General features: G+C 37.0%; 19 protein-coding genes. 7 read left to right on the plus strand and 12 right to left on the minus strand.

What is annotated here, in order from left to right:
- Positions 1-149 precede the first annotated feature (149 nt).
- From V4D31_RS09150 to malQ, 6 genes are all read left to right on the plus strand, one after another.
- On the plus strand, positions 150-1,259 hold the full coding sequence (locus V4D31_RS09150) for a glutamate synthase (RefSeq protein WP_353686132.1): 1,110 nt from the start codon (positions 150-152) through the stop codon (positions 1,257-1,259).
- Positions 1,238-2,905, plus strand: a complete 1,668-nt coding sequence (locus V4D31_RS09155) for a glutamate synthase-related protein (RefSeq protein WP_353686133.1) — start codon at positions 1,238-1,240, stop codon at positions 2,903-2,905. Before V4D31_RS09150 ends, V4D31_RS09155 begins: the two co-directional genes overlap by 22 nt.
- On the plus strand, positions 2,895-5,312 hold the full coding sequence (locus tag V4D31_RS09160) for an FAD-dependent oxidoreductase (protein ID WP_353686134.1): 2,418 nt from the start codon (positions 2,895-2,897) through the stop codon (positions 5,310-5,312). The genes V4D31_RS09155 and V4D31_RS09160 overlap by 11 nt, the downstream gene beginning before the upstream one ends.
- A 246-nt stretch (positions 5,313-5,558) precedes the next feature.
- Positions 5,559-7,271 (plus strand): ABC transporter permease subunit, encoded by a 1,713-nt coding sequence (locus tag V4D31_RS09165; protein WP_353686135.1) that lies wholly within the window; start codon positions 5,559-5,561, stop codon positions 7,269-7,271.
- Positions 7,272-7,274: 3 nt separating this feature from the next.
- Positions 7,275-8,567 carry a nitrate/sulfonate/bicarbonate ABC transporter ATP-binding protein gene (locus V4D31_RS09170; protein WP_353686136.1) on the plus strand — a complete coding sequence of 431 codons (1,293 nt, stop codon included), beginning with the start codon at positions 7,275-7,277 and terminating at the stop codon, positions 8,565-8,567.
- Positions 8,539-10,548 (plus strand): 4-alpha-glucanotransferase, encoded by a 2,010-nt coding sequence (malQ, locus tag V4D31_RS09175; RefSeq protein WP_353686137.1) that lies wholly within the window; start codon positions 8,539-8,541, stop codon positions 10,546-10,548. Before V4D31_RS09170 ends, malQ begins: the two co-directional genes overlap by 29 nt.
- Here the strand turns inward: malQ and mtgA are convergent.
- On the minus strand, positions 10,508-11,305 hold the full coding sequence (mtgA, locus tag V4D31_RS09180) for a monofunctional biosynthetic peptidoglycan transglycosylase (protein ID WP_353686138.1): 798 nt from the start codon (positions 11,303-11,305) through the stop codon (positions 10,508-10,510). The genes malQ and mtgA overlap by 41 nt on opposite strands.
- A gap of 107 nt (positions 11,306-11,412) precedes the next feature.
- Between mtgA and V4D31_RS09185 the strand changes: the two genes are divergently transcribed.
- On the plus strand, positions 11,413-11,883 hold the full coding sequence (locus V4D31_RS09185) for a transcriptional repressor (protein WP_353686139.1): 471 nt from the start codon (positions 11,413-11,415) through the stop codon (positions 11,881-11,883).
- Between the two features lie 17 nt (positions 11,884-11,900).
- Here V4D31_RS09185 and chrA read toward each other — a convergent pair whose 3' ends face one another.
- The 11 genes from chrA to leuD form a co-directional block, all read right to left on the minus strand.
- Positions 11,901-13,043 carry a chromate efflux transporter gene (gene chrA, locus V4D31_RS09190; protein WP_353686140.1) on the minus strand — a complete coding sequence of 381 codons (1,143 nt, stop codon included), beginning with the start codon at positions 13,041-13,043 and terminating at the stop codon, positions 11,901-11,903.
- On the minus strand, positions 13,025-13,768 hold the full coding sequence (locus V4D31_RS09195) for a sulfite exporter TauE/SafE family protein (protein ID WP_353686141.1): 744 nt from the start codon (positions 13,766-13,768) through the stop codon (positions 13,025-13,027). The genes chrA and V4D31_RS09195 overlap by 19 nt, the downstream gene beginning before the upstream one ends.
- On the minus strand, positions 13,765-14,403 hold the full coding sequence (locus V4D31_RS09200) for an FmdE family protein (protein WP_353686142.1): 639 nt from the start codon (positions 14,401-14,403) through the stop codon (positions 13,765-13,767). Before V4D31_RS09200 ends, V4D31_RS09195 begins: the two co-directional genes overlap by 4 nt.
- Before the next feature lie 99 nt (positions 14,404-14,502).
- Entirely contained in the window at positions 14,503-14,754 is a 252-nt protein-coding gene (locus V4D31_RS09205; protein ID WP_353686143.1) for a MoaD/ThiS family protein, read from the minus strand.
- A 41-nt stretch (positions 14,755-14,795) separates the two neighbouring features.
- Positions 14,796-16,520, minus strand: coding sequence for an aldehyde ferredoxin oxidoreductase C-terminal domain-containing protein (locus tag V4D31_RS09210; protein ID WP_353686144.1), 1,725 nt, complete (start codon positions 16,518-16,520; stop codon positions 14,796-14,798).
- 32 nt (positions 16,521-16,552) lie between these two features.
- Positions 16,553-17,824, minus strand: coding sequence for a radical SAM/SPASM family putative metalloenzyme maturase (locus V4D31_RS09215; RefSeq protein WP_353686145.1), 1,272 nt, complete (start codon positions 17,822-17,824; stop codon positions 16,553-16,555).
- Positions 17,821-19,080: an adenosylhomocysteinase gene (gene ahcY, locus V4D31_RS09220; RefSeq protein ID WP_353686146.1), complete on the minus strand. Its 1,260-nt coding sequence runs from the start codon at positions 19,078-19,080 to the stop codon at positions 17,821-17,823. The genes V4D31_RS09215 and ahcY overlap by 4 nt, the downstream gene beginning before the upstream one ends.
- Positions 19,074-20,234 carry a methionine adenosyltransferase gene (metK, locus tag V4D31_RS09225; protein ID WP_353686147.1) on the minus strand — a complete coding sequence of 387 codons (1,161 nt, stop codon included), beginning with the start codon at positions 20,232-20,234 and terminating at the stop codon, positions 19,074-19,076. The genes ahcY and metK overlap by 7 nt, the downstream gene beginning before the upstream one ends.
- Before the next feature lie 30 nt (positions 20,235-20,264).
- On the minus strand, positions 20,265-21,287 hold the full coding sequence (locus V4D31_RS09230; RefSeq protein WP_353686148.1) for an aspartate-semialdehyde dehydrogenase: 1,023 nt from the start codon (positions 21,285-21,287) through the stop codon (positions 20,265-20,267).
- Between the two features lie 2 nt (positions 21,288-21,289).
- Positions 21,290-22,366 (minus strand): 3-isopropylmalate dehydrogenase, encoded by a 1,077-nt coding sequence (locus V4D31_RS09235; protein WP_353686149.1) that lies wholly within the window; start codon positions 22,364-22,366, stop codon positions 21,290-21,292.
- Entirely contained in the window at positions 22,363-22,869 is a 507-nt protein-coding gene (gene leuD, locus V4D31_RS09240; RefSeq protein ID WP_353686150.1) for a 3-isopropylmalate dehydratase small subunit, read from the minus strand. Before leuD ends, V4D31_RS09235 begins: the two co-directional genes overlap by 4 nt.
- Between the last annotated feature and the right edge of the window lie 34 nt (positions 22,870-22,903).

Raw genomic sequence — 22,903 nt, forward strand, 5'->3', positions numbered from 1 at the left:
CATATGCTACTGGCCTTGGGCGATTCAAAATTTAAAAATAGCTTGATTTTCGTTTGGCAAATTAAGTTTAAAAAAATATTTGACAAAAATGTAGCTTTAGTAATATTCTAAAAAGTATAAGGTAACCTTTTGCCGATGGGGATAAAAATATGTGTAGATTAGCAGCTATTACATCATCTGAATATTTTTCACCAATTGAGAATATTCTTGCCCTTGAGACCATGAAAGAAGGGCACGATGGCTCAGGTCTTGGACTTACGCTTAAAAATCTGGGAGGAGAGTTTAAGGAACTGAAAAAATATCCGATACTTTCAGGAATCTGTTCAAGGAAAGGCAAAGAAATTCTTGATGATTACATGAAACAGCTTGGATTTAAATTAATCCATGAATGGATGCCTAAGATTAAACCTGTAAGGGGGGTCATTCGAAGAGATTATTATTTTGCAAGAGTTTATGATTATCCAGAAGACTGGAAGAATAAATCAGACAGAGAAAAAGAAGACTTTTTGATGAATACAAGAATAACGCTGAGAAAAATGGGCGAAGCCGATGAATCAATCTTTGTTTTTTCTTTTTATCCTGATATTGTAACCCTCAAAGAAGTAGGTGATCCTCTTGAACTTGCCGAATTTTTTGGGCTTGACAAAGACAACCTTGAGGCGAAAATAATATTTGCTCAGGGAAGACAAAACACCAATTATCAAATATATCTTTATGCCTGCCATCCCTTCTTTATTCAGGGATACTGTACAATGACAAATGGTGAAAATACAGCTTTTGTTCCAATAAGAGAGTTTTTGATGAGTAGAGGATTCCCTGGGTACATGGGATATAACTCAGACAGCGAGGTGTTCTGCCACATTCTTCATTATTCTGCAAGACAGTTAGGATTTCCGCTTACTTATTATAAAGATATAATTACTCCTTTAAAATGGGAGGAAATTGAGCAAAGACCTGATAGAGAAGCTCTGTCACTTTTAAAGATGTCCCTTCGTCCGCTTTGTATTGATGGTCCTAATATGGTTATTGGTTTTACTCCTGATGGCACATGCTTTATGGTTCAAGATGCTAAAAAATTAAGACCTGGAGTTGTTGGAGGAGTAAAAGGCAAATATGCACTTATGTCTGAACTTTGTGGACTTGACAAGGTTATCCCAGAAAGAGACAGATTAAAAGATATATATCCAATGAAGTATGACATGGTGATTGTATCACCAGGTGCAAAGAAGGTAAAGGTATGGAACCAGCTACCGGCTTAAAGCTTGATTTTAATCATAAATTAACTCTGAAAGAGTTTCCTTACATAATCCGTTGGAGAGAAGACCGTTGCAAGCGTTGCGGACAGTGCACAGCCGTATGTCCTCAGGGAGCGATAAGACCAGCTGTTAAATACATGAGAGTTATTGAATCAAGCGGAGAAACTCCAAAACCAAGACCTGTCAGAAGAATAATTCATGTAATTGAGCAGGTAAATGATATAGAGCATTATTGCACAGGCTGTGCAATTTGTAGTCTTGTTTGTCCTAATAATGCAATAGAGCCAGAGTATAATCCTCAGAACAAGTTCCTTTTTTATAAAAATCGTGGAGGCGAAGGATACAAAAGAGGCGGAAGAAGAAATGACCCAGGTGTGTCAACCCTTGATAGGCTTAAATTTACGAGAATATCAATGCTTACAGATCCTGCCCTTGATGCTGCAAGACATGAATTTAGACTTCGCTCATACATTGGAAGAATTCTTCCACCAGAGGAGTTGCCACTTAAGGTTGAAGACGGTAGATTGGTTGTTGATAAATCTTCAGGTAAATTTATTCCACCTGTAAGAGAAATATTCCCAATAATGATTGGGAGCATGTCCATTGGCGCACTTTCTCCAACAATGTGGGAAGGACTTGCCATGGGAGTTGCTTATCTAAACGAGGTTGAAGGCATTCCTGTTGTTATGTGCTCTGGTGAAGGTGGATTTCCGCCAAGACTTCTTAAATCAAGATATGTAAAATATTTTATTTTGCAGATTGCCTCTGGATATTTTGGATGGGATAGCATAATACATACTTTGCCATATATGCAAGAGGATCCTGCAGCAATTGAAATAAAATATGGTCAAGGAGCAAAGCCAGGCGATGGTGGTCTTTTAATGGCTCCAAAGGTTATAAAACTCATTGCTGAAATCAGAGGTGTGCCTCAGTATGTTGATTTACCATCTCCTCCAACTCATCAGACAAAGTATTCAATTGAAGAGTCTGTTATGAAGATGATTCAGTCAATGTCAATGGCTTTTGGCTTTAGAGTGCCTGTTTATCCAAAAATTTCTGGAACACGCACAGCAAAGGCTGTTTTAAACAATCTTGCAAGGAATCCCTATGCTGCAGCACTATGCATAGATGGGGAAGACGGTGGCACTGGTGCAGCATACAATGTATCCCTTGACAAAATGGGGCATCCAATTGCATCAAACATTAGAGAGTGTTATCTTGATCTTGTAAAACAGGGCAAACAGAATGAACTTCCTTTGATCGCTGCTGGAGGAATTGGTAAGAAAGGAAATCTTGCAGCAAATGCAGCTGCTCTTATTATGCTTGGTGCCTCGGCAGTGGCTGTAGGAAAATACATAATGCAGGCAACAGCTGACTGTCTTGGAGATGAATACAATCGTTGTAATATATGCAATACTGGAAAGTGTCCAAGAGGAATAACAACACAGGACCCTAAACTTTACAGGCGTCTTGATCCTGATAAAGTTGCAGAAAGACTTGTAGAGGTATTCAAGGCTGCTGATGTTGAACTTCGTAAGATATTCGCACCAATGGGAAGAAGCACAGAACTTCCAATTGGAATGTCTGATGGATTAAGTATAGATGATAAAGCAATGGCAGAAAGGTTGGAGATAAGCTATGCCTGCTAAGAAAACATCACAAAGAGAAATGCCAAAAATTGGTTTACATGAAGCCCTCATCCCATATGAAGAAGTAGTAAAATGGGTTGATGAAAAATCTGTAATTATTTACGGAAATGTTAAAGGAAAAAGAATTCCTTCAAGAATTCTTGAAGAGTATATTCAGGAAGCTGTCAGAGAAGGTGCAAGAAATTTACATGTCTATGCTGATGGTCAGCACGGAATTGGTGGAAGAATCTATCCAAGAGGTGAAACTATAAAAGTTACAGTTGAAGGACCTGTTGGGCAGAGATGTGGTTCAATGGGAATGTTTGGCACAGAGATAGTGGTAAAAAACGGAGTTTCTGATGATGTAGGGTGGCTTAACTGCGGTGCAAAAATTACAGTGCTTGGAGATGCTACAAATGGAGCATGGAATGCTGCGGCACAGGGAATTCTTTATGTTCAAGGAAGTGGTGGTGCTCGTTGTGACACAATGACAAAGCATAATCCAAGATTTGATCCTCCTCAGTCATGGTATTTTCGGGATGTGGGAGACTCCTTTGCAGAGTTTAAGGCAGGTGGTATTGCTGTAGTCTGTGGAGTAAACCCCCGCAATCCAAGAACAGTTCTTGGATACAGACCCTGTGTTGGAATGGTTGGTGGTGTAATTTATTTTCGTGGAAAAATAGAAGGCTACAGTGAAAGAGATGTAAAACTTCTTGAGTTAAGTGAACAGGATTGGCAGTGGCTCACAGAAAATCTTAAACCATTTCTTACTGCAATAGACAGGATGGATTACTATCATGAGCTTACCAGAAGTGCTGACGAATGGCATAAACTTGTTCCTTATACACCTCAAGAAAGAAGAAGGAGAAGATGGTTTAAGATTGAAATGTCTGAATTCAGGAAAAATTATTGGGAAAAAGAGGTTGGTCAAGGTGGTATATTTGCTGAATACCTTGACCATGAGCTAACTGTTATTCCATACATTGTAACTGGAAAATATCGCAGATACAAGCCTGTATGGGCAAATGAAAAATATCTACCTCCATGTGCATATAGTTGTCCAACCAATATTCCAACACATAAAAGAACAGCCCTTATTAGACTTGGTAAAGTAAAGGAAGCATTAGAACTTGTTCTTGAATACAGTCCTCTTCCTGCTACAGTTTGTGGAATGATTTGTCCAAATCTTTGCATGCAGGCATGCACTCGTGGAAGAATTGACTCACCTATTTCTGTTAAGGAATTTGGTAAAGCTTCAGTTTTGCTTCCTCCTCCAAAGAAAGCTGAACCGAAAGGACACAAAATTGCAGTAATTGGTGCAGGACCTGCGGGAATGTCTGTTGCATGGCAACTAAGCCTTAAAGGTCATCATGTAACAGTATTTGAAGCAACAGATAAAATTGGCGGTAAAATAGAGCTTTGTATTCCTGAGCACAGGCTTGATAAGAAAATTCTTCATATGGAAATAGAGAGATTTAAAGAAGTTGTGCCAGATATTCGTCTTAATACCAGAGTTACGAAAGAGCTTTTTGAAAGAATATGTAAAGAATACGAATTTGTCGTAATAGCAGTTGGAGCTCATAAGCCAAGAAAAATCCCCTTTCCTGGATCAGAACATACTATCTCAGCATATGAATTTTTAAGGGCAATAAATGAAGGTAAAACCTTTGATCTTAAAGAAAAAAGAGTTGTTATAATTGGTGCTGGAAATGTTGGAATGGATGCTGCGGTTGAAGCTTATTTATGTGGAGCATCAAAGGTAACTGCAGTTGATATTCAAAAACCAGCATCCTTTGGAGCAGAACTTGAGCGAGCACAACAAAAAGGCGTAGAAATCATATGGCCCAAATTTACTGAAAAATATGTTCCCGAGGAAAAGAAAATATACTTTAAAGACGGAACAAGCCTCGATGCAGATTTTGTAATCATGGCAATTGGAGATATGCCTGATCTTGATTTTGTTCCACCTCAGATTCATACTGAGCGTGGATGGGTTGTTATAAATGAGTTTTTCCAAACATCAAATCCAAAGGTTTTTGCAATTGGTGATGTTACAGGCTTAGGGCTTGTAACTCATGCAATAGGGCATGGAAGGCTTCTGGCTCAATATTTACATGCAGAAATGATGCATGCTCCTATTACAAGGGATTTAAGAGCAAGAATTCCTTATGAAAGAATAAAAATTGACTACTACGAAAGATGTCGTGCTACATCATCTCTTGAGCAGGAAGCAGAGAGGTGTCTGTCCTGTGGCTCATGCAGAGACTGTCATATATGTGAAATGACCTGCTATTGGGGTGCAATAAGCAGAGTTGAAAAGCCTGATGGAAGATTTGAGTATGTCGTGGATGATAATAAATGTATTGGCTGTGGTTTCTGTGCTGGAGTCTGCCCTTGTGGCGTGTGGGAGATGGTAGAAAATATTTAAGCCATTAGATAAATTTTTTCCTTCATTTTTAAAGTTTGACTGCTAATTGAATTTAGCAGCCATTTTTTTATTCAACTGAAGCCTGTCACATAAGATTGCTCATTATGATTAGGCTTAATTGAAAATTTTAGAGGCTGGTAATAATCCCAGAGGAGCGAAGTGTTAAAGAAGTTACGATTTTCGATTTATGGTAAATATTGCTTGAATTATTTTATAATTGTAAGATTTTCTTAAAGGGAGCTTAAAATGAAAATACCCATCTGTATTCCTGCTGAAACATTTAAAGTAAGAGCAATTGATGTGGCAGTATTTTTGATTGTTCTGGGAATTCTCTCTTTCATTATATATATTGCCTCTCAGTGGAGCACTCCTTATGAAAAGACTTTGGAAATAGATCTAAATCCTTCAAATATTCCAGAATATGCCCTTCAGTCTCTGGCAAGAATTTTTTCTGCCTATTTACTGTCGCTCCTTTTTTCAATATGGTATGGATATACTGCATCAAGAAGTAAGATTCATGAAAAAATAATGATTCCCCTTCTTGATATTCTCCAGTCAATTCCAGTGCTTTCTTTTTTACCAGGAGTGGTTTTAGCAATGATATCTCTATTCCCAGGCAAAAGAATAGGACTTGAACTTGCCTGTGTTCTTCTTATTTTTACTGGACAGGTATGGAATATGACCTTTAGCTTTTATCATTCCATCAATACCATTCCAAAGGAATTAAGAGAAGTAGTAAAAGTTTTCAAAATGAATAAATTTTCAAAGTTCTTAAGACTTGATCTTCCCTTCAGTGCCATAGGCCTTATCTGGAACAGTATGATGAGTGTAGCAGGTGGCTGGTTTTTTCTAATGGCATGTGAGATGTTCATTCTTGAAGATAAAGATTTCAGACTGCCAGGCATTGGCTCTTATATTCAGACCGCGGCGAATAAAGGAAACATTGAGCATGTAATTTATGGGCTTGGCACTATGATTTTTTTGATAATTATTCTTGACCTGTTTGTATGGAGACCTCTCATTGTATGGTCGCAAAAATTTAGACTGGAAACAGTTCCACCAGAAGAAGAAAGAGAATCCCTTATATTAAATCTCTTTTCCGGCTCTGTTTTTATTAAAAAAGTAAGAGAATTTATTACCAGCGCAATTAATAAAATGGAAAAAATGAGTTACAGGAAATTTGCTTTTTCAGAAAGTCTATTGATTAATAAACTAAGCAAAATAATGGGGATGGTTTCATTATTAATCATTTTAATGGTAATTATATGGGCTATTTTGAAGGCTTCCAATCTTATTTCCTCTGTCAGTTTAACTGATATTTTAACTATAATAAAAGCTGCCTTTTATTCATTGCTGAGGGTTTCAGTGGCTTTATTAATAGCTCTTGCATGGACTCTTCCAGTTGGTGTTTATATTGGACTGAATCCAAGGGCTGCGAAAATCCTACAAGGAATTGTCCAAATAGCGGCAAGTGTTCCTGCAACAGCAGTTTTCCCTGTTATTCTTTTATTTTTAATTAAACTCGGTGGAGGACTTGATATTGGAGCAATATTTCTGATGCTTCTCGGAACTCAGTGGTATCTTCTTTTTAATATAATTGCTGGAGCAAGTGCTATTCCAAAAGATTTGATTGAGATCTCTAAAGCCTATGGAATTAAAGGACTGAGAAGATGGAAAACTCTCATACTTCCTGGAATATTTCCCTATCTTGTTACGGGCTTGATTACTGCCAGTGGAGGCGCATGGAATGCTACAATTGTAAGTGAGTATGTCTCTTTTGGTGGAGAAATAATGCATACAACAGGACTGGGTTCATTAATAAGTCAGTCTTCTGCTTCTGGAAATTTTGGAGTTTTATTGCTATCCACTGGCTTTATGTCATTAATTGTTGTTGGAATAAACAGAATGCTCTGGAAAAGACTTTTTATTTTAGCTAAAACAAAATATATTCTGGAGTAAACTATGGAAAAAGAAATTATCCTTGAGACCATAGGCATTAAAAAATCTTTTTTAGTGGGCAAAGGAAGAGAAATCACAGTTTTACAAGATATTAATCTCAAAATATATTCAGGTGAGTTTGTATCAATTCTTGGACAGTCTGGTGCTGGGAAATCAACCCTTTTAAGAATCATTGCAGGAATTGTGGAACCAACTGAAGGAGAGGTCTTATATAAAGGAATACCTCTTAAAAAAGCCAGAGCTAAGATAGCAGTAGTTTTTCAGAGTTTTGCTCTTTTTCCATGGTTTACTGTTCTTGAAAATGTTAAAGTTGGACTGGTAGGACAGGGATTAAACGAACAGGAAATGAATGAAAAAGCTTTGAGAGCAATTGATCTTGTTGGACTCGACGGATTTGAGGATGCCTATCCAAGAGAACTAAGTGGTGGAATGCGCCAGAGAGTTGGAATTGCAAGAGCACTGGCAGTTGAACCTGAACTTCTTCTTATGGATGAACCTTTTTCAGCCCTTGATGTGCTTACAGCTGATAATTTACGTGGAGATATTATTGATTTATGGAAAAATGGAAAAATGCCAGCAAAGGCAATTATTCTTGTAACACACAATATTGAGGAAGCTGTAAGCATGTCAAGCCGTGCTATTGTGTTAAGTCATAATCCAGGAAAGGTGAAAGCTGAAATACCCATTGAAATGCCCTATCCAAGAGACAGAAATTCAAGAGATTTCAAATTTTTACTGGATAAAATATACACTGTTCTTATAAAATCACCGGAGGAAATTCCCTTTCTCCTTGCTGCAGGCAGATACCAGTTCCTTCCCCATGCAAAAGTTGGAGCAATTGCAGGACTTATTGAACTTGTTCATGATAAAGGTGGAAGAGTAGATATTTATGCTCTGAGTTCAGAGCTCAGTATGGAAGTGGATGATATTTTCCCATTGATAGAAGCCTCTGTAATACTTGATTTTGGAGAGATAAAGGAAGGTGACTTTATTCTCACTGAAAAAGGTAAAAAATGGGCAGAGGCTGATACTCTTGAGAAAAAAGAAATATTTAAAGAAGTTGCTCTTCAGAATGTTCAGCTTATTAAACAAATTATGCAGGTTCTGTCAACGATTTCAAAACATAGAGTATCTGAGGAGTTTTTCCTTGATATTCTTAAGAATCATTTTACACCTGAGGAATCATGGAATCAGCTTGAGACAGCCATAGACTGGGGAAGATATGCAGAACTTTTTGCCTATGACTATGATGCTGGAGAACTTTACCTTGAAACAGCTGAAACAATTGATATGTGAGCTTTCAGATTTAGCTGGAATAATTCCTTTTTACTATAACTGTAAAGGCAATTACATTGAAATATCTGTTGAAACGAAGGCTCAGCTAATTTCTGCTATGGGAATTACCCCTGAAGAGTCTCTGCACTGGATTGAATATTTTAAGAATTATCCTGATTTTTTAGAACCCGTGTATGTTATTAAGCCAGGTTTCCCTGTAGAGATTTATCTAAAAGAGAATCTTATTAGGAAAAACTCTTCAATGAAAGAGGCTCTGATTGAAATTTTTCCTTTTGAGGAATTGGCTAACAAAGGTGATGCTCTTTGTTTTAAGGTAGAGCTATCACCTGTAGCAGAGAAAAAATACAGCATTCCCATTCCTTTTTTGCCAATTGGTTATTACAGATTACGAGTTTCTTTAGAAAAAACAGCCGGTGAAACTGTTTTAATAGTTGTGCCAGAGAATTGTTTTGTCCCTTATAAAAATAAAATATGGGGGCTTCAATGCAATCTCTGGAGCTTAAAAGAAAGTGCAGAAGGAAATTTTTCCCATTTGAGGAAATTGGCTGAATACATAAACAGTATTGGAGGATTTATAGGCATAAATCCTTTACATTTTAATGATCCTGAGGATATATATGGAATAAGTCCCTATTCAGCCATATCAAGGCAGTTTAATACACCTCTTTATTTATCAAAGTGTCCAGTGCAACTTAAAAATGAGAAGATTTTTGAGTATCCCTATGTCTGGAAAGAAAAAATGGAATGCCTCAGAAAAGACTTTGAAGCATTTTACAGGGATTACATCAATGCAAATGCTATGGATTTCATTGCTTATAAAAATAAGCTTTGCCCAGCGATTAGAGATGATTTAAAATACTTTTCAGTTTTTTGTTTTCTGAGAGAAAGATTTGGAAAAGACTGGCAAAGCTGGAGTCCTGAACTTCGCCATCCCAGCAAAGAAATCCTAAATAAAATTTACAGAGACAATGAAAAAGAAGTGCTTTTCTATGAATATCTTCAATGGCTTGTGGATAGTGAACTTGATGAAATTAAAAAATATCCAGTTTTACTTGATATGGGTTTTTGCTCAATTAAATCAAGCTTTGATGTGTGGATTAATCAAGAGATTTATGCCCTTAAGGTAGAATATGGCGCACCTCCCGATGATTTTAATCCAAAGGGACAGAAATGGGGAGCACCTCCTGTGATTCCCTTTAAATTAAAGGAAAAGGCTTATCTTCCATTTATAAAGATTTTAAGAGCCAATATGAAAACAAAACTTCTCAGAATTGATCACGCTCTTGGTTTATTCAGAGCATTCTGGATTCCTGAAGGTTCTTCTCCAGACAATGGTGCCTATGTAAAATATCCATGGAAAGACCTCCTTGGAATTATTGCCCTTGAAAGTCAGTTAAACCAGACAGGAGTCATAGGAGAAGACCTCGGAACAGCCGAGGAATGGATGAAGAATGAGTTAATAAAAAGGAAAATATGCTCATGGAGAGTTTTTTATTTTGAAAAAAGTCAGGAAAGATATAAGTCATCCAGTATTTATCCTGAAGATTCTTTATGTAGCATAACAACCCATGATTTGCCAACACTTAAAGGATTCTGGAATGGAAAAGACATAGAATTGAGAAATAAATTTAAAATTTACGATGAAAAACAAGCTCATAATGCTTTTATGGAAAGGCAGAACGATATAAAAAAAATCATTGCTCTTTTAAAAGAAGAAAATTTGCTGGAAAGAGACTCTCTGACAGAGCTTTTTTTAGCCATATTAAAATTTCTTGCAAAAACTCCCTCAAAATATCTTCTTTTATATCCTGAGGACATATTACTTTTAGAAGAGCAGATAAATTTTCCTGGGACAACCACTGAATACCCTAACTGGCAGAGAAAGCTTCCTTTTGCAATTAATGAAATTATAAAATTGCCAATCTTCAAAGAAATTGAAGCTATTTTGAAGGAGGCTGGTCGGGTTCATTCTTTTGATTAGACTCTAAAGGAGTTTCCTGTAAAACAGGCATAGAATCTTTTTCCTCTGGCTCTGTATACTCTTGCTTGATTATCCCTCTTTTCTGCATTATAAAGTAAATAAGATTTGCACGTCTTTCAACAAATCTTGAATTTCCTACAGGACTGTATCTCAGAGGATTTGGCAAAGACGCAGCCAGCCTTGCCGCTTCCATTGCTGTAAGCTCTGATGCTGATTTCCTGAAGTAATGCCTTGATGCAGCCTCTGCACCAAAAATTCCCTCACCCCATTCAGCAACATTAAGATATAGTTCAAGAATTCTCTTTTTGGGTAGAGTTTTTTCAAGCCTCCATGTAATTATTGCTTCCTGAATTTTTCTTATTGGATTTTTTGATGGATTGAGATAAAGATTTTTTGCAAGCTGTTGAGTAATTGTACTTCCTCCGTATTTAAGTTTTTTTTCTTTTATGTCTTTTTCAATTGCCTTTTTTATTCCTTCAATATCAAAGCCTGAATGTCTGTAAAATTTGTCATCTTCACCAATAAGCACAGCTTTGACAAGATAGGGAGAAATTCTATTAAGAGGCATCCATATTTTTTTGATTTTTATTTTTCTGCCTTCCTTTTGCCATTGCTCAATCCGATACTTCATCATTGCAGTCAACTCTGGATTTTTCCTTTTTAAAAATGAAACATCCACGATAAAAGGATAAACAATTATGTAAATAAAATAAACCAAAACCGCAAAAATTAAAATTCTAAAAAACCATTTAAGCATCTTCATATTTTATCATTCAAAGCATCATATCCCTCAAATCACAGATTAATGATGGTGATATTTCTGTGGTATAATTAAAAAAACAAAGCTGGTAAAAAGGAGTTTTTATGTCCTTTGAACAAAGATGGTGCTGCAGGAAAAGATTTAGAGAATGCGGTTTAAAATGGACACAGACCCGAGAAGCCATAATAAATCTTCTGTCTTCAAAAAAAGGCCACTTAAGTGCTGAAGAAATTTTTCTTGAAGTCAAAAAACTTTATCCAGGAATAGGACTTGCAACAGTTTACAGAACTCTTGAACTTCTTACAGAACTTGGAATTTTAAGAAAGTTTGATTTTAAAGACGGAAGAGCACGCTATGAATTTATAGCTGGAAGACAAACAGTAGAACACTACCATCTTATCTGTAGAATTTGCGGAAAAATTATTGACTACGAAATAGACCTTGAAAACCAGCAGGATCCTCTCAAAGATTTAAAAAGTACTCTCATAGAAAAATTTAATTTTTCTATTGAACGCTCAGATATTCAGTTTTTCGGGCTCTGTGAAAAATGCAGGCATCATTTAGAAAAGGATTGATTTAATGTGAATTCCCTCTAAAAAAGAGAGATTGACAATACTGTGCCCATGCTAATTATATAAACAAGACTAACTTTTCTAAAAAGACCAATAAAAGCTGCTGTTAATAAAAGAATTTTAAGCCAGTTCCAGCTTACTGCACCAGCAAACTTTATAGTTGCAAAAAGTAAAAGTCCTGAAAAGGATGCTAAGAGTCCTTTTTTCGCTCTGAGGAATAACTTTGAATTTTTTATTTTTTCACCTATTTCTGAAGCAAAAGCCATAATTAAAAAAGAAGGTGTAAAAACTGCCACAGTACCAACAGCAGCTCCTGCAAAACCTTTTAAAAGATATCCTACAAAAGTCGCTGTAATAACAATTGGACCTGGAGTTATCTGTCCAAGAGCTATTCCATCCATAAATGTCTTTCCATCTAACCATTGAAGTCTGTCAACAACCTCATGCAACATCAATGGCAGAGAGGCATATCCTCCACCAAAGGCAAAAATATCTATTTTTATCATAAGCAAAGCAAGAGTTAAAAGATCTTTGTCAAAGAAAAAGAGAAAAATTAATCCTGAGATTACAATCAAAATGAGAATGCCAATACCTTTAAAATTTAATCTCTTTGAATTCTTATTTTCAGAGTTTGCTCTGTCTTTGAAAATTAATTGAGAAAGAAAAAAGCAAACTATAATTATCAAAAAGGGATTGATTTTAAAGAAAAAAAGTAAGAAAGAAAAAACAGCCACTGCTATTTCACCAATTGATTTAATCACAGGTTTTGCAAAACTTAATGTGGCATTGGCAACTATTGCTACAACAATCACCTGTAGCCCCGTAAAAATCGCTGTTATCTGAGAAACTGAGTGTGTCTTTTGGTATAATGCTGAAAGAATAAGCATAAGTATGAATGCAGGCAAACCAAATCCTATAAAACTTGCAATTCCGCCAAGAATTCCTCTTGTTTTAAGTCCTACATAGGCTGCAACCTGCATGGCTGTTGCTCCTGGAATTGCCTGAGCAAGTGCAACCCCTTCCTGAAATGTTTTTCCATCAAGCCATTTATTTCTGTCCACAGCAAGTTCTTTAATGTAGGCAACCATTGCAGGACCACCAAAAGCTGTAAGCCCGAGTTTTAAAAAGGAGAAAAAAAGGACTGTTACTTTATCAAATCCCATATCATTTTTGCTGCTATGATATATAATACAACACCAATCACCTTTTTTACCTGCGGAGCAGAAAGCTTTTTTCTCATAAGATAATTTCCTAAAACAGCACCAGCAATTGAACCAATTGCACATAGTATTAAAAGATTGTGGTCAATGTTTCCGAGCGAGATATGACCCAAAAATCCTGAAAAAGATGAAAAAATAACGATAAAAGAAGTGGTAGCTGAAGCTTTCTTAGGGTCAAAGCCAAGCCATACAAGGGCAGGAACTATGAGATTCCCTCCGCCAACACCTAAAAGACCTCCAACATAACCTGCAAATCCACCAACTCCAACTCCGTAGATAATCAATTTTTTATGCTCTGAAATCTCTCTTTTCTTTGGTTTATACCATAGCATCATTGAGCCTGCAAAAATGAGAAATCCAACAAAAAGCCATAAAAGAAGGGTTCTTGAAAGATGTTCTGCTGTAATTGCACCAACAGGTGAAAGCAATGCAGCAAAGATTAAAATTGGCAGGGCTGTTTTATAAACTATCAGCCCTGCTTTGGCATTATAAAAAGAAGCAACAGCCATGGCAATGCTGTTTAAAAGCAATGCAGTTGACATGGCTGTAAGAAGAGGAACTCCAAGAGCTACAAAAACTGGAATAAGAATAAAAGCAGCTCCAACTCCTGCTATTGTCAGCACTGTTGTAAAGATAAAGGTGATTAGAGATGCTATGAAATAGGTCATTTTTCAAAACCCTCTTCATATCCTGAACAGTCTATGCATACTTTTTTAAGCTCTCCAACCTCGCAAGCCTGTCCAGAACCAATAAGTCTGAGATAAGGTCTTGCCACCATTTCTCCACAAATGTCGCAGATTGCCATTCCCATGACTTCATGCGGTGGATCAAAATGGGAGTCTTCAACATTTCCAATTAAAAGCACTTCTTCCACTGGAGAATCAAGAACAAGATTTACAACTTCCATGACTTCTTCAGGAGAAATCTCAGTTGGCGGAACTCCTGCTGATCTTTTCTTCATAAAACTTGAGTTCGCAATCTTTTCTCTTATTTTTGGATTAAAGCACATCCTTATTTGTTTGCCCTGCTTGGGATCAATAAGTGTGAAAGCAAGTTTACCTCTCGGTTTTTTAATAAGATTACCTTTGCCTGCAGTGCAACCTGTAGCAAACTGAACTCCATCTCCAAAACAGCCTGCTGCATGATTGTATCCTGTTTCAAGAATTACAAAAAGCTCCTTTACATTGGCCCGTTTAACACCAAGTTTTTCTAATGCAAGCAGTCCTGCTCTCAAGCCCAATGCAGAAGCCCAGCATTTGTGACCATGAAACTCAAACATTTTGTTTAATAATTCCCTGTCCATTACCAAACCTCCTTTGTTTAATTTTGTTAAATGCAGTTTAAAATTTTTAAAGAGATTTTGTCAAGAAAAAATAAAAAATTTTTATTATGAGAAGAATTTTCAATTAAGTAATCCGCCTGCTATTGGGGGAAAAAGACTTAATTCATCTCCATCTTTAAGCTTTATTGTTAGGTCATGAAGAATGACTCCATTGAGGACAATTATAAAAGGTTTCTTATTTAATGAAAGCTCATCAATCAGCTGACCAACAGAACTCTCTGCTGTAAGTTCTACAAAAAGATCTCCCTCTTCATTCTTTGGAAAATCTTTTGCTGATGTTATTCCTCCAAATAGTTTTACTGTGACTTTCATAAAGGTGCTGGAGCCTGCATATAATGCAGGCTCCTAATTTTTTACCAATTAAAAACCTGATCAAGCTCTTCGTCTTTTACTTGAAATACAACATTATGTGGTGGAATCGGCTCTTTATAGAAGAATCTCGGAAGTCTGTCATGCTGTTTTGTAAATCCTGCACGAGTATTAAAATCTCTTTCAAATTTGAGAACCTTTTTACCATATTCAACAACATCTTTATCAGTCATTGTCCAGCCATAAAAGGCATTTAGCATGTCAAGAAGTGCCTGATTTGTCTCTGGCTGATCAAGTAAAGCAAAGGCTATAAACAGGCACATTCCTGTTGAGTCAATAAAGGCTGTTGCAATCTGAAGATTACGGGAGAGATCAACCTGTCCTTCTGGTTTTAGAGGATCAATAAACCCACCTGTTTTTAAGACATTAAGTGCAATTGAATATCCTGCTGTATGATCTGCGCCCATAGGACTTGTTGCATAAGTAACTCCTATGCCTTGAACTGCTCTCGGATCATAGGCAGGAAGAGCCTGTCCTTTGACAACAGGAACTCTTTCAACTCCAAAGGCTCTGCCTGTGAAAGCTGCACCATTGCCGATAATCCTTCCAAGAGGAGTTCCTTTGCCTACTTCATGAAGCAGATTTATTGCACCATCAGCATCACCCCAATTAAGAAGTCCTGCTTCCATAGCAACTGCTATTGTCGCACCCATTTCAATTGTATCCAATCCGTAGTTATCGCATAAAAAATCCATCATCGCAATTTTGTCTATGTCATCAATCCCGCAATTTCCACCCAATGCCCAGACTGTCTCATACTCAGGCTGTTTTGTAAGGTAGTGACCATCTTTATCATGATAAATTCCTGAGCAGCGAATTACGCATCCACGGTGACAGCCATGAGTTGGATTTCCACCTCTTTGTTTTTCAAGCTCTGCCTCAACTTCACCACTGATTTTCCTTGCTCCTTGAAATCTTCCTTCTTTAAAATTGTAAGTTGGATATGCACCAACTTCATTTATTATGTTCGTGAGCACATTAGTTCCATAGGCAGGAAGACCTTGTCCGGTTACAGGATGTTTCTGAAGCCCGGCGACAAAGCGTTTGTTTGCATCTTTAAAGGCTTCGGCATCCTTTGGCTGTCTTGGAGTTGTTCCCGTATCATCAAGAACAATGACTTTTACTCCCTTTGATCCCATTACAGCTCCAACACCACCACGGCCTGCATGCCTGGTAGGTCTTATTTCCATATCTGTTATTGCTACTGAGGCTCCTGAGAGTTTCATCTCTCCCGCAGGACCAATGCTCACACAAGCTATTTTTTCACCATATTCCTTTTTCATCTTTTCAATTAAATCATAATTAGAAAGCATCTTAAGGGAGTTGTCCTTTTCAATCTTGACTCCCTCTTTGTTAATGTAAATTTTATATGTGTCATCTCCTTTTGGTTTGCCTTCAAGAACAATTGCTGCGATTCCGAGTCTTCCAAGAACCTGTCCAACCTGTCCACCAGCATTTGCCTCTTTAATTCCTCCTGTAAGAGGACTTTTGCAACCAACAGAAGTCCTTCCTGACATGGCAGCAGCTGTTCCACCAAGAAGTCCACAGGCAATTACAAGTTTATTGTCAGTGCTCAGGGGATGACACAGAGGATCAACTTCTTTTGAAATAATTGCTGATGTAAGAGCTCTTCCACCAAGTCCTTCATACTCACCCAATTCTTCAAACTTTGCTACTAAGTCACTCATGTCAATTCTTAAAATCTTCATATAGCACCTCCTTTTTTTTCATAGATGTTCAATTATATCATACAATAAAACAATCCGCCACACCACAGGCAGGCTCCGCAGGGAACAGTGTTGGTATAGCAATCATAAAGAAACTCTTCAAATTCCATTAGGTCACAGAGAGCAAAATTGCAGTCATAACAGTAGGGGAAATCATATCTTAGAACAGATTCAATAAATTGACGATATGAAGGACAATTAAAAATCTCTATTGGATCCTTTTGTATTACATTGCCAAAGCTCCATCGTTTAATAGCCTTTTTAAGCCCACCAATGTAGCATGTAAAACTGTGCCATAGGAAATAACATGGCGAGACTTCTCCATCTACTCCCACATACATGCATTTTTCTTCAAGAAAATCGCATTTTCTCTGAGGTACAGGATTTGTTCCTGGAATCTGAGCGGAAATATTCGCTTTTCTGCATAATTTTTCAACTTCTTCAAGCACAGCCTTGACAGCATTGATTAACTCATCATCTCTGTTTATAAGATTTTGCATATGAAGCGTAAGTCCTTTTTCTGCAGCTTCATCATACATGGCTTTAAAAAACTTCATTGGCTCATTTTCTTCTGGGAAAAATTCTGGCAAAGCTTTTTTCTTCATGAGTTCAAGCCAGTCATTTATTGTGTATCCTTTATTTTCAAGTGAGCTTATCCATTTTTTAAAAATTTTTACTGACTCTTCATTGTTTGTTTCATAAGCAACTTTCTTTGAATTTTCCGGTGAATAGGGAATAAGATGTGAAAGAATTATAAAATCAATGCCATATTTCAAACTCTCTCTCACTGTAGAAACAATCTGTTCAAGGTTATCAGTAGTTATAACAATTTCTATCCCGCTTTTAAGATTGTTTGCTCCATTTGATTTTGCCCTGACAATAACATCAAGGGCTTTTTCTCCAAATTCAGGATCATGAAGCCCGCTAAGAGGCGTAAGACTATCAATAGAAACACAGACTTTGTTCAAACCTGCCTTAATAAGCTCTTTCAGTTTTTCATCATTTAACAATGCTCCATTTGTTTGAAATCCGATATAGGAATTCTCAGGCATGTAAGTTTTTGCAAAAGCAATAAATTTTTCAAGTTCTGGATGTAATAGAGGCTCCCCGATTCCGTTTAATACAAGACTTTTTAAATGAGGAAAAACGGTTTTAAGTTTTTCAAATGTCTCCAAATTCATATCAATGTCAGGCTGATGATAATTGGGGCTCTGCTTAGGACAGATTTCACAATGAAGATTACATTTTGTCGTAATTTCTACAGATAGTCTTTCAGGAAAATTCACGTCCCCATCTGCCAGCTGTGTAAATACTTATATTGCTCCTCTGTTAAAATGTCAATCTTTATACCCATAGCCTCAAGTTTTAGTCTTGCAATTTCTCTGTCAATCTCTGCAGGCACAGAATATACCTTTTTTTCAAGTTTTTTTGCATTTTTATATATATATTCAGCAGAAAGAGCCTGATTTGCAAAACTCATGTCCATAACTGCTGCTGGATGTCCTTCTGCTGCAGACAAGTTTACAAGACGACCCTGTGCAAGAAGATAAATTCTTTTTCCATTTTTAAGTGTATATTCTTCTACGAAATCTCTTACTGTTCTCTTTGATTTTGAGATTTTTTCTAAGCTTTCAATATCTATCTCTACATTAAAATGCCCTGTATTTGCTACTATGCTTCCATCCTTCATTTTAAGAAAGTGTTTATCAGTAAGCACATTAATGTTACCTGTAACAGTTACAAAAATATCTCCTGATTTTGCTGCTTCAAGTCCTGGCATTACATCAAAGCCATCCATTACTGCTTCAAGTGCTTTAAGTGGATCAACTTCTGTGACAATAACTCTTGCACCCATTCCCCTTGCTCTCATAGCAACACCTCTACCACACCAGCCGTAGCCGCATACAACAAAAACACTTCCAGCAAGAAGTCTGTTTGTTGCTCTCAAAATTCCATCTATTGTGCTCTGTCCTGTTCCGTAACGGTTGTCAAAAAGATGTTTTGTATAGGCATCATTTACAGCAATAACAGGATACTGAAGTGCTCCATCCTCTGCCATTGCTCTCAGCCGGATTACTCCTGTTGTAGTTTCTTCTGTTCCTCCTAAAACATTTTGAAGAAGCTGTGTTTTTTCTTTATGAAGCGTTGATATCAAATCTGCTCCGTCATCCATTGTTATATGTGGTTTTATATCAAGAACCTGATAAATATGCTTGTAATATGTATCTCTGTCCTCACCTTTAATTGCAAAAACTGGAATTTTATAAAATTTAACAAGAGCTGCAGCTACATCATCTTGAGTGCTTAAAGGATTTGATGCACATAGTGCAAGATCTGCTCCAGCTTCTTTAAGAGTAATCATTAAATTGGCTGTCTCTGTTGTCACATGAAGGCATGCAGCAATTTTTACTCCTTTCAAAGGCTTTTCTTTTTTAAATCTTTCCCTGATCATTCTTAAAACAGGCATATCCATCTCTGCCCATTCAATTCTGAGTTTGCCTTTTTGAGCTAATTTTATATCCTTTATATCGTGTTTTAACAAAGCTCTGCCTCCTTTCTTAAAATATCTGCCATGTCTGTTTGCTCCCATGTAAAATCAGGATCAGGTCTTCCAAAATGACCATAGGCAGCTGTTTTCTTGTATATTGGTCTGCGAAGCTTAAGCTTATCAATAATTCCTTTTGGTGTTAAATCAAAAACTTTTTTAACCACTTCTTCTAATTTAAAGTCTTCTATTTTACCTGTTCCAAAGGTATTGATATAAACTGAAACAGGCTCTGGAATTCCAATTACATAAGCAATCTGAATCTCTATTCTCTTGCACAGTCCTGCTGCAACAAGATTTTTTGCAATATACCTTGCCATATATGAGCCAGAACGATCTACCTTTGTTGGATCTTTACCTGAAAAACATCCTCCACCGTGTCTTGCTATGCCTCCATAGGTGTCAACAATAATTTTTCTTCCTGTAAGACCTGTATCTCCCATTGGTCCACCAATTACAAATCTACCTGTGGGATTAATAAAGTATTGAACACTTTCTTCATCAAGAAGCTCTTTTGGTATAACAGGTTTTATAACTTTTTCAACTATATCTTCTCTTAATTCTCTCAATGTAATATCTGGTGCATGCTGAGCTGAAACTACAACGCTACGTACCTGATAGGGTCTACCATCTCTGTATTCTACTGTAACCTGAGTTTTTCCATCAGGCCTGAGATAAGTAAGAATATCTTTTTTTCTAACCTCTGCAAGCTTCATGGCAAGTTTATGAGCAAGCATAATAGGCATTGGCATGAGCTCTTCTGTTTCATCGCAAGCAAAGCCAAACATAAGCCCCTGATCACCTGCACCACCTGGGTCAACTCCCATTGCAATATCAGGAGACTGTTCATGGATTGATGTAATAACAGCACATGTCTCATAATCAAAGCCATACTTTGCACGGGTATATCCAATTTCTTTAACAGTTTCCCTTATTACTGAGGGAATATCAACATAACATTCTGTTGTAATCTCACCAGCAACCATTACAAGCCCTGTAGTAACCAATGTTTCACAAGCTACTCTTGCATAGGGATCCTTTGAAATCATTGCATCAAGAATTGCATCTGATATTTGATCAGCAACTTTATCTGGATGTCCCTCTGTTACTGACTCTGATGTAAAAATGTAATCCTTTCTGTCTCCTAACATTTATATCCTCCTCGTTTTAATTGATTCAATCTATTTTACCATTTTTATTAGCTCTTCTGCTATCTGAACAGCATTCAAAGCCGCACCTTTACGAAGATTGTCTGATACAATCCACATATTTATTCCATTTTCAATTGACTCATCCTCACGAATTCTTCCAACAAAAACCTCATCCCTTCCTGAAGCATAAATTGGCAGAGGATACTCATTTTTTTCAGGATTGTCCATAACAACCACACCAGGTGCTTTACTGAGAAGTTCTCGCACTTCTTTAGCAGTAATCTTTTTTTCAGTTTCTATATTAACGCTTTCACTGTGCCCTCTAAAAACAGGAACTCGGACTGTAGTAGCAGTAACCCTGATTGTCGGATCTCCCATTATCTTCTTTGTTTCATTAACCATTTTCATCTCTTCTTTTGTGTAACCATTTTCAAGAAACTTGTCTATGTGAGGCAAAACATTAAAAGCAATCTGATGGGGATAAACTTCTATTTTTATTTCTCTGAAATTAAGTAGATCTACTGTTTGCTGAAGAAGCTCATCCATTGCTTTTTTCCCTGTTCCAGAGACTGCTTGAAAAGTAGTAACCACAACTCTTTTTATTTTTGCCACATCATGAATTGGCTTCAATGCAACAACCATCTGAATCGTGGAACAATTGGGATTTGCAATTATTCCTTTGTGCCATTTAAGATCATGAGGATTTACTTCAGGAACAACAAGAGGAACCTCAGGATCCATTCTCCACTGGCTTGAGTTGTCAATAACAACACATCCACTTTTTGCAGCAATTGGTGCCCATATCTTAGACCTTTCTGCACCCGCTGAAAAAAGAGCTATATCTATGTCTTGAAAGGAATCTTCTTTCAAAGTCTCAACTGCGATTTCCTCTCCTTTAAAATTAAGCTTTACTCCTTCACTTCTTTCTGAAGCAAAAAGCCTTAATCTTTCAACTGGAAAATCTCTTTCCTCAATAACAGCAATCATCTCATTTCCAACTGCTCCTGTTGCACCTACAACTGCTACAACATATTTTTCCTTCTTTTTAAGCATTTTTATCCCTCCAAAGGCAATTCTGTTACATATTTTGCAACCAAATCGCCAACTTCCTGGGTTGTATATCCCATTTTGCCTGCTGCAAGACTTTTAAGATGTTTGCTTGTGACTTCAATAACTGCCATTTCAATAAGTTTTCCTCCAGCTTCCTCACCAAGATGCTCAAGCATCATCCCACCTGCGCATATGGCAGCTAAAGGATTTATTACATTTTTACCTGTGTATTTCGGTGCAGAGCCGCCAATTGGCTCAAACATTGAAACACCCTGAGGATTTATATTCCCTCCTGCAGCAATACCCATTCCACCTTGAATCATTGCACCAAGATCTGTAATGATATCTCCAAACATATTGTCAGTTACAATAACATCAAACCACTCAGGATTTTTTACAAACCACATTGTTATGGCATCCACATGGGCATAATCTGTTGTAATATCAGGATATTCTTTTGCTACTTCATAAAAAGTTCTTTCCCACAGGTCAAAGGCAAAGGTTAAAACATTTGTTTTACCGCACAGGGTAAGTTTCTTCTTTTTATTACGCTTTCTGCAGTATTCAAAAGCAAATCTTATACATCTTTCAACACCCTTACGGGTGTTTATTGAAACCTGAATCGCTACTTCATCTGGTGTTCCTTTCTTAAGAAAACCACCTGAACCTGTATAAAGCCCCTCTGTATTTTCTCTCACAACAACAAAATCTATGTCTTCAGGCTTTTTATCTTTAAGAGGACAATCAACTCCTGGGTAAAGCTTTACAGGACGAAGATTTACGTACTGGTCAAGTTCAAATCTGAGTCTCAAAAGTATCCCTTTCTCAAGAATGCCTGGTTTAACCTGAGGATGACCAATTGCTCCGAGATATATGGCATCGAATTTTTTAAGCTCTTGTATTGCGCTGTCAGGAAGAGTCTCACCTGTGCGAAGATATCTCTCGCCACCAAAATCATAATAAGTGTAATCAAGCTTAAATCCCAGCCTCTGGCTTACTGCATCAAGAACTTTTATTCCCTCACGAATAACTTCAGGTCCTGTTCCATCTCCTGGAATTACAGCAATTTTGTAGGTCTTCATTTTATTACCTCCTTAGCTAATCTCTTTTTTGTCCATTCAACAAGTCCACCAGCTTTAATTAATTCCTGCATAAAAGCTGGAATTGGTTTTGTTTTGTATCTTTTACCTTTTGCTAAATTAACAATCTCACCACTATCCATATCAATCTCTATTTCATCTCCTTCAGTTGCCTCATCAATAAGCTCAGGAACCTCAAAAATTGGTAACCCGATATTGAAGGCATTCCTGAAAAATATTCTTGCAAAGCTTTTTGCAACAACTGCCTTAATTCCAGCTGCCTTAATTGCAATCGGAGCATGCTCACGGGAGGAGCCACATCCAAAGTTTTTTCCTGCAATGATTATATCTCCGGGCTTTACTTTTGAAGGAAAATCCTTATCCGCATCTTCCATAACATGCTTTGCAAGCTCTTTTGGATCAGATGTATTAAGGTATCTGGCAGGGATAATGGCATCTGTGTCAATGTTATCACCAAATTTCCAGACTTTTCCTCTTATTTTCATAAGCTTCTCCTTAATATTAAAGTAATTCATAATT

Origin of the sequence: Thermodesulfovibrio sp. 3462-1 (assembly GCF_040451425.1) — a bacterium.
In the GTDB taxonomy this organism is placed as follows: domain Bacteria; phylum Nitrospirota; class Thermodesulfovibrionia; order Thermodesulfovibrionales; family Thermodesulfovibrionaceae; genus Thermodesulfovibrio; species Thermodesulfovibrio obliviosus.

Excerpts from the sequence above, each read along its gene's own strand:
- V4D31_RS09210 (WP_353686144.1), bottom strand. The coding sequence starts at position 16,520 with ATGAAGATTTTAAGAATTGACATGAGTGACTTAGTAGCAAAGTTTGAA.
- V4D31_RS09230 (WP_353686148.1), bottom strand. The coding sequence starts at position 21,287 with ATGCTTAAAAAGAAGGAAAAATATGTTGTAGCAGTTGTAGGTGCAACA.
- V4D31_RS09160 (WP_353686134.1), top strand. The coding sequence starts at position 2,895 with ATGCCTGCTAAGAAAACATCACAAAGAGAAATGCCAAAAATTGGTTTA.
- V4D31_RS09195 (WP_353686141.1), bottom strand. The coding sequence starts at position 13,768 with ATGACCTATTTCATAGCATCTCTAATCACCTTTATCTTTACAACAGTG.
- leuD (WP_353686150.1), bottom strand. The coding sequence starts at position 22,869 with ATGAAAATAAGAGGAAAAGTCTGGAAATTTGGTGATAACATTGACACA.
- V4D31_RS09165 (WP_353686135.1), top strand. The coding sequence starts at position 5,559 with ATGAAAATACCCATCTGTATTCCTGCTGAAACATTTAAAGTAAGAGCA.
- metK (WP_353686147.1), bottom strand. The coding sequence starts at position 20,234 with ATGTTAGGAGACAGAAAGGATTACATTTTTACATCAGAGTCAGTAACA.
- chrA (WP_353686140.1), bottom strand. The coding sequence starts at position 13,043 with ATGGGATTTGATAAAGTAACAGTCCTTTTTTTCTCCTTTTTAAAACTC.
- V4D31_RS09185 (WP_353686139.1), top strand. The coding sequence starts at position 11,413 with ATGTCCTTTGAACAAAGATGGTGCTGCAGGAAAAGATTTAGAGAATGC.
- V4D31_RS09155 (WP_353686133.1), top strand. The coding sequence starts at position 1,238 with ATGGAACCAGCTACCGGCTTAAAGCTTGATTTTAATCATAAATTAACT.
- V4D31_RS09235 (WP_353686149.1), bottom strand. The coding sequence starts at position 22,366 with ATGAAGACCTACAAAATTGCTGTAATTCCAGGAGATGGAACAGGACCT.
- V4D31_RS09200 (WP_353686142.1), bottom strand. The coding sequence starts at position 14,403 with ATGGACAGGGAATTATTAAACAAAATGTTTGAGTTTCATGGTCACAAA.
- V4D31_RS09150 (WP_353686132.1), top strand. The coding sequence starts at position 150 with ATGTGTAGATTAGCAGCTATTACATCATCTGAATATTTTTCACCAATT.
- V4D31_RS09205 (WP_353686143.1), bottom strand. The coding sequence starts at position 14,754 with ATGAAAGTCACAGTAAAACTATTTGGAGGAATAACATCAGCAAAAGAT.
- V4D31_RS09170 (WP_353686136.1), top strand. The coding sequence starts at position 7,275 with ATGGAAAAAGAAATTATCCTTGAGACCATAGGCATTAAAAAATCTTTT.
- mtgA (WP_353686138.1), bottom strand. The coding sequence starts at position 11,305 with ATGCTTAAATGGTTTTTTAGAATTTTAATTTTTGCGGTTTTGGTTTAT.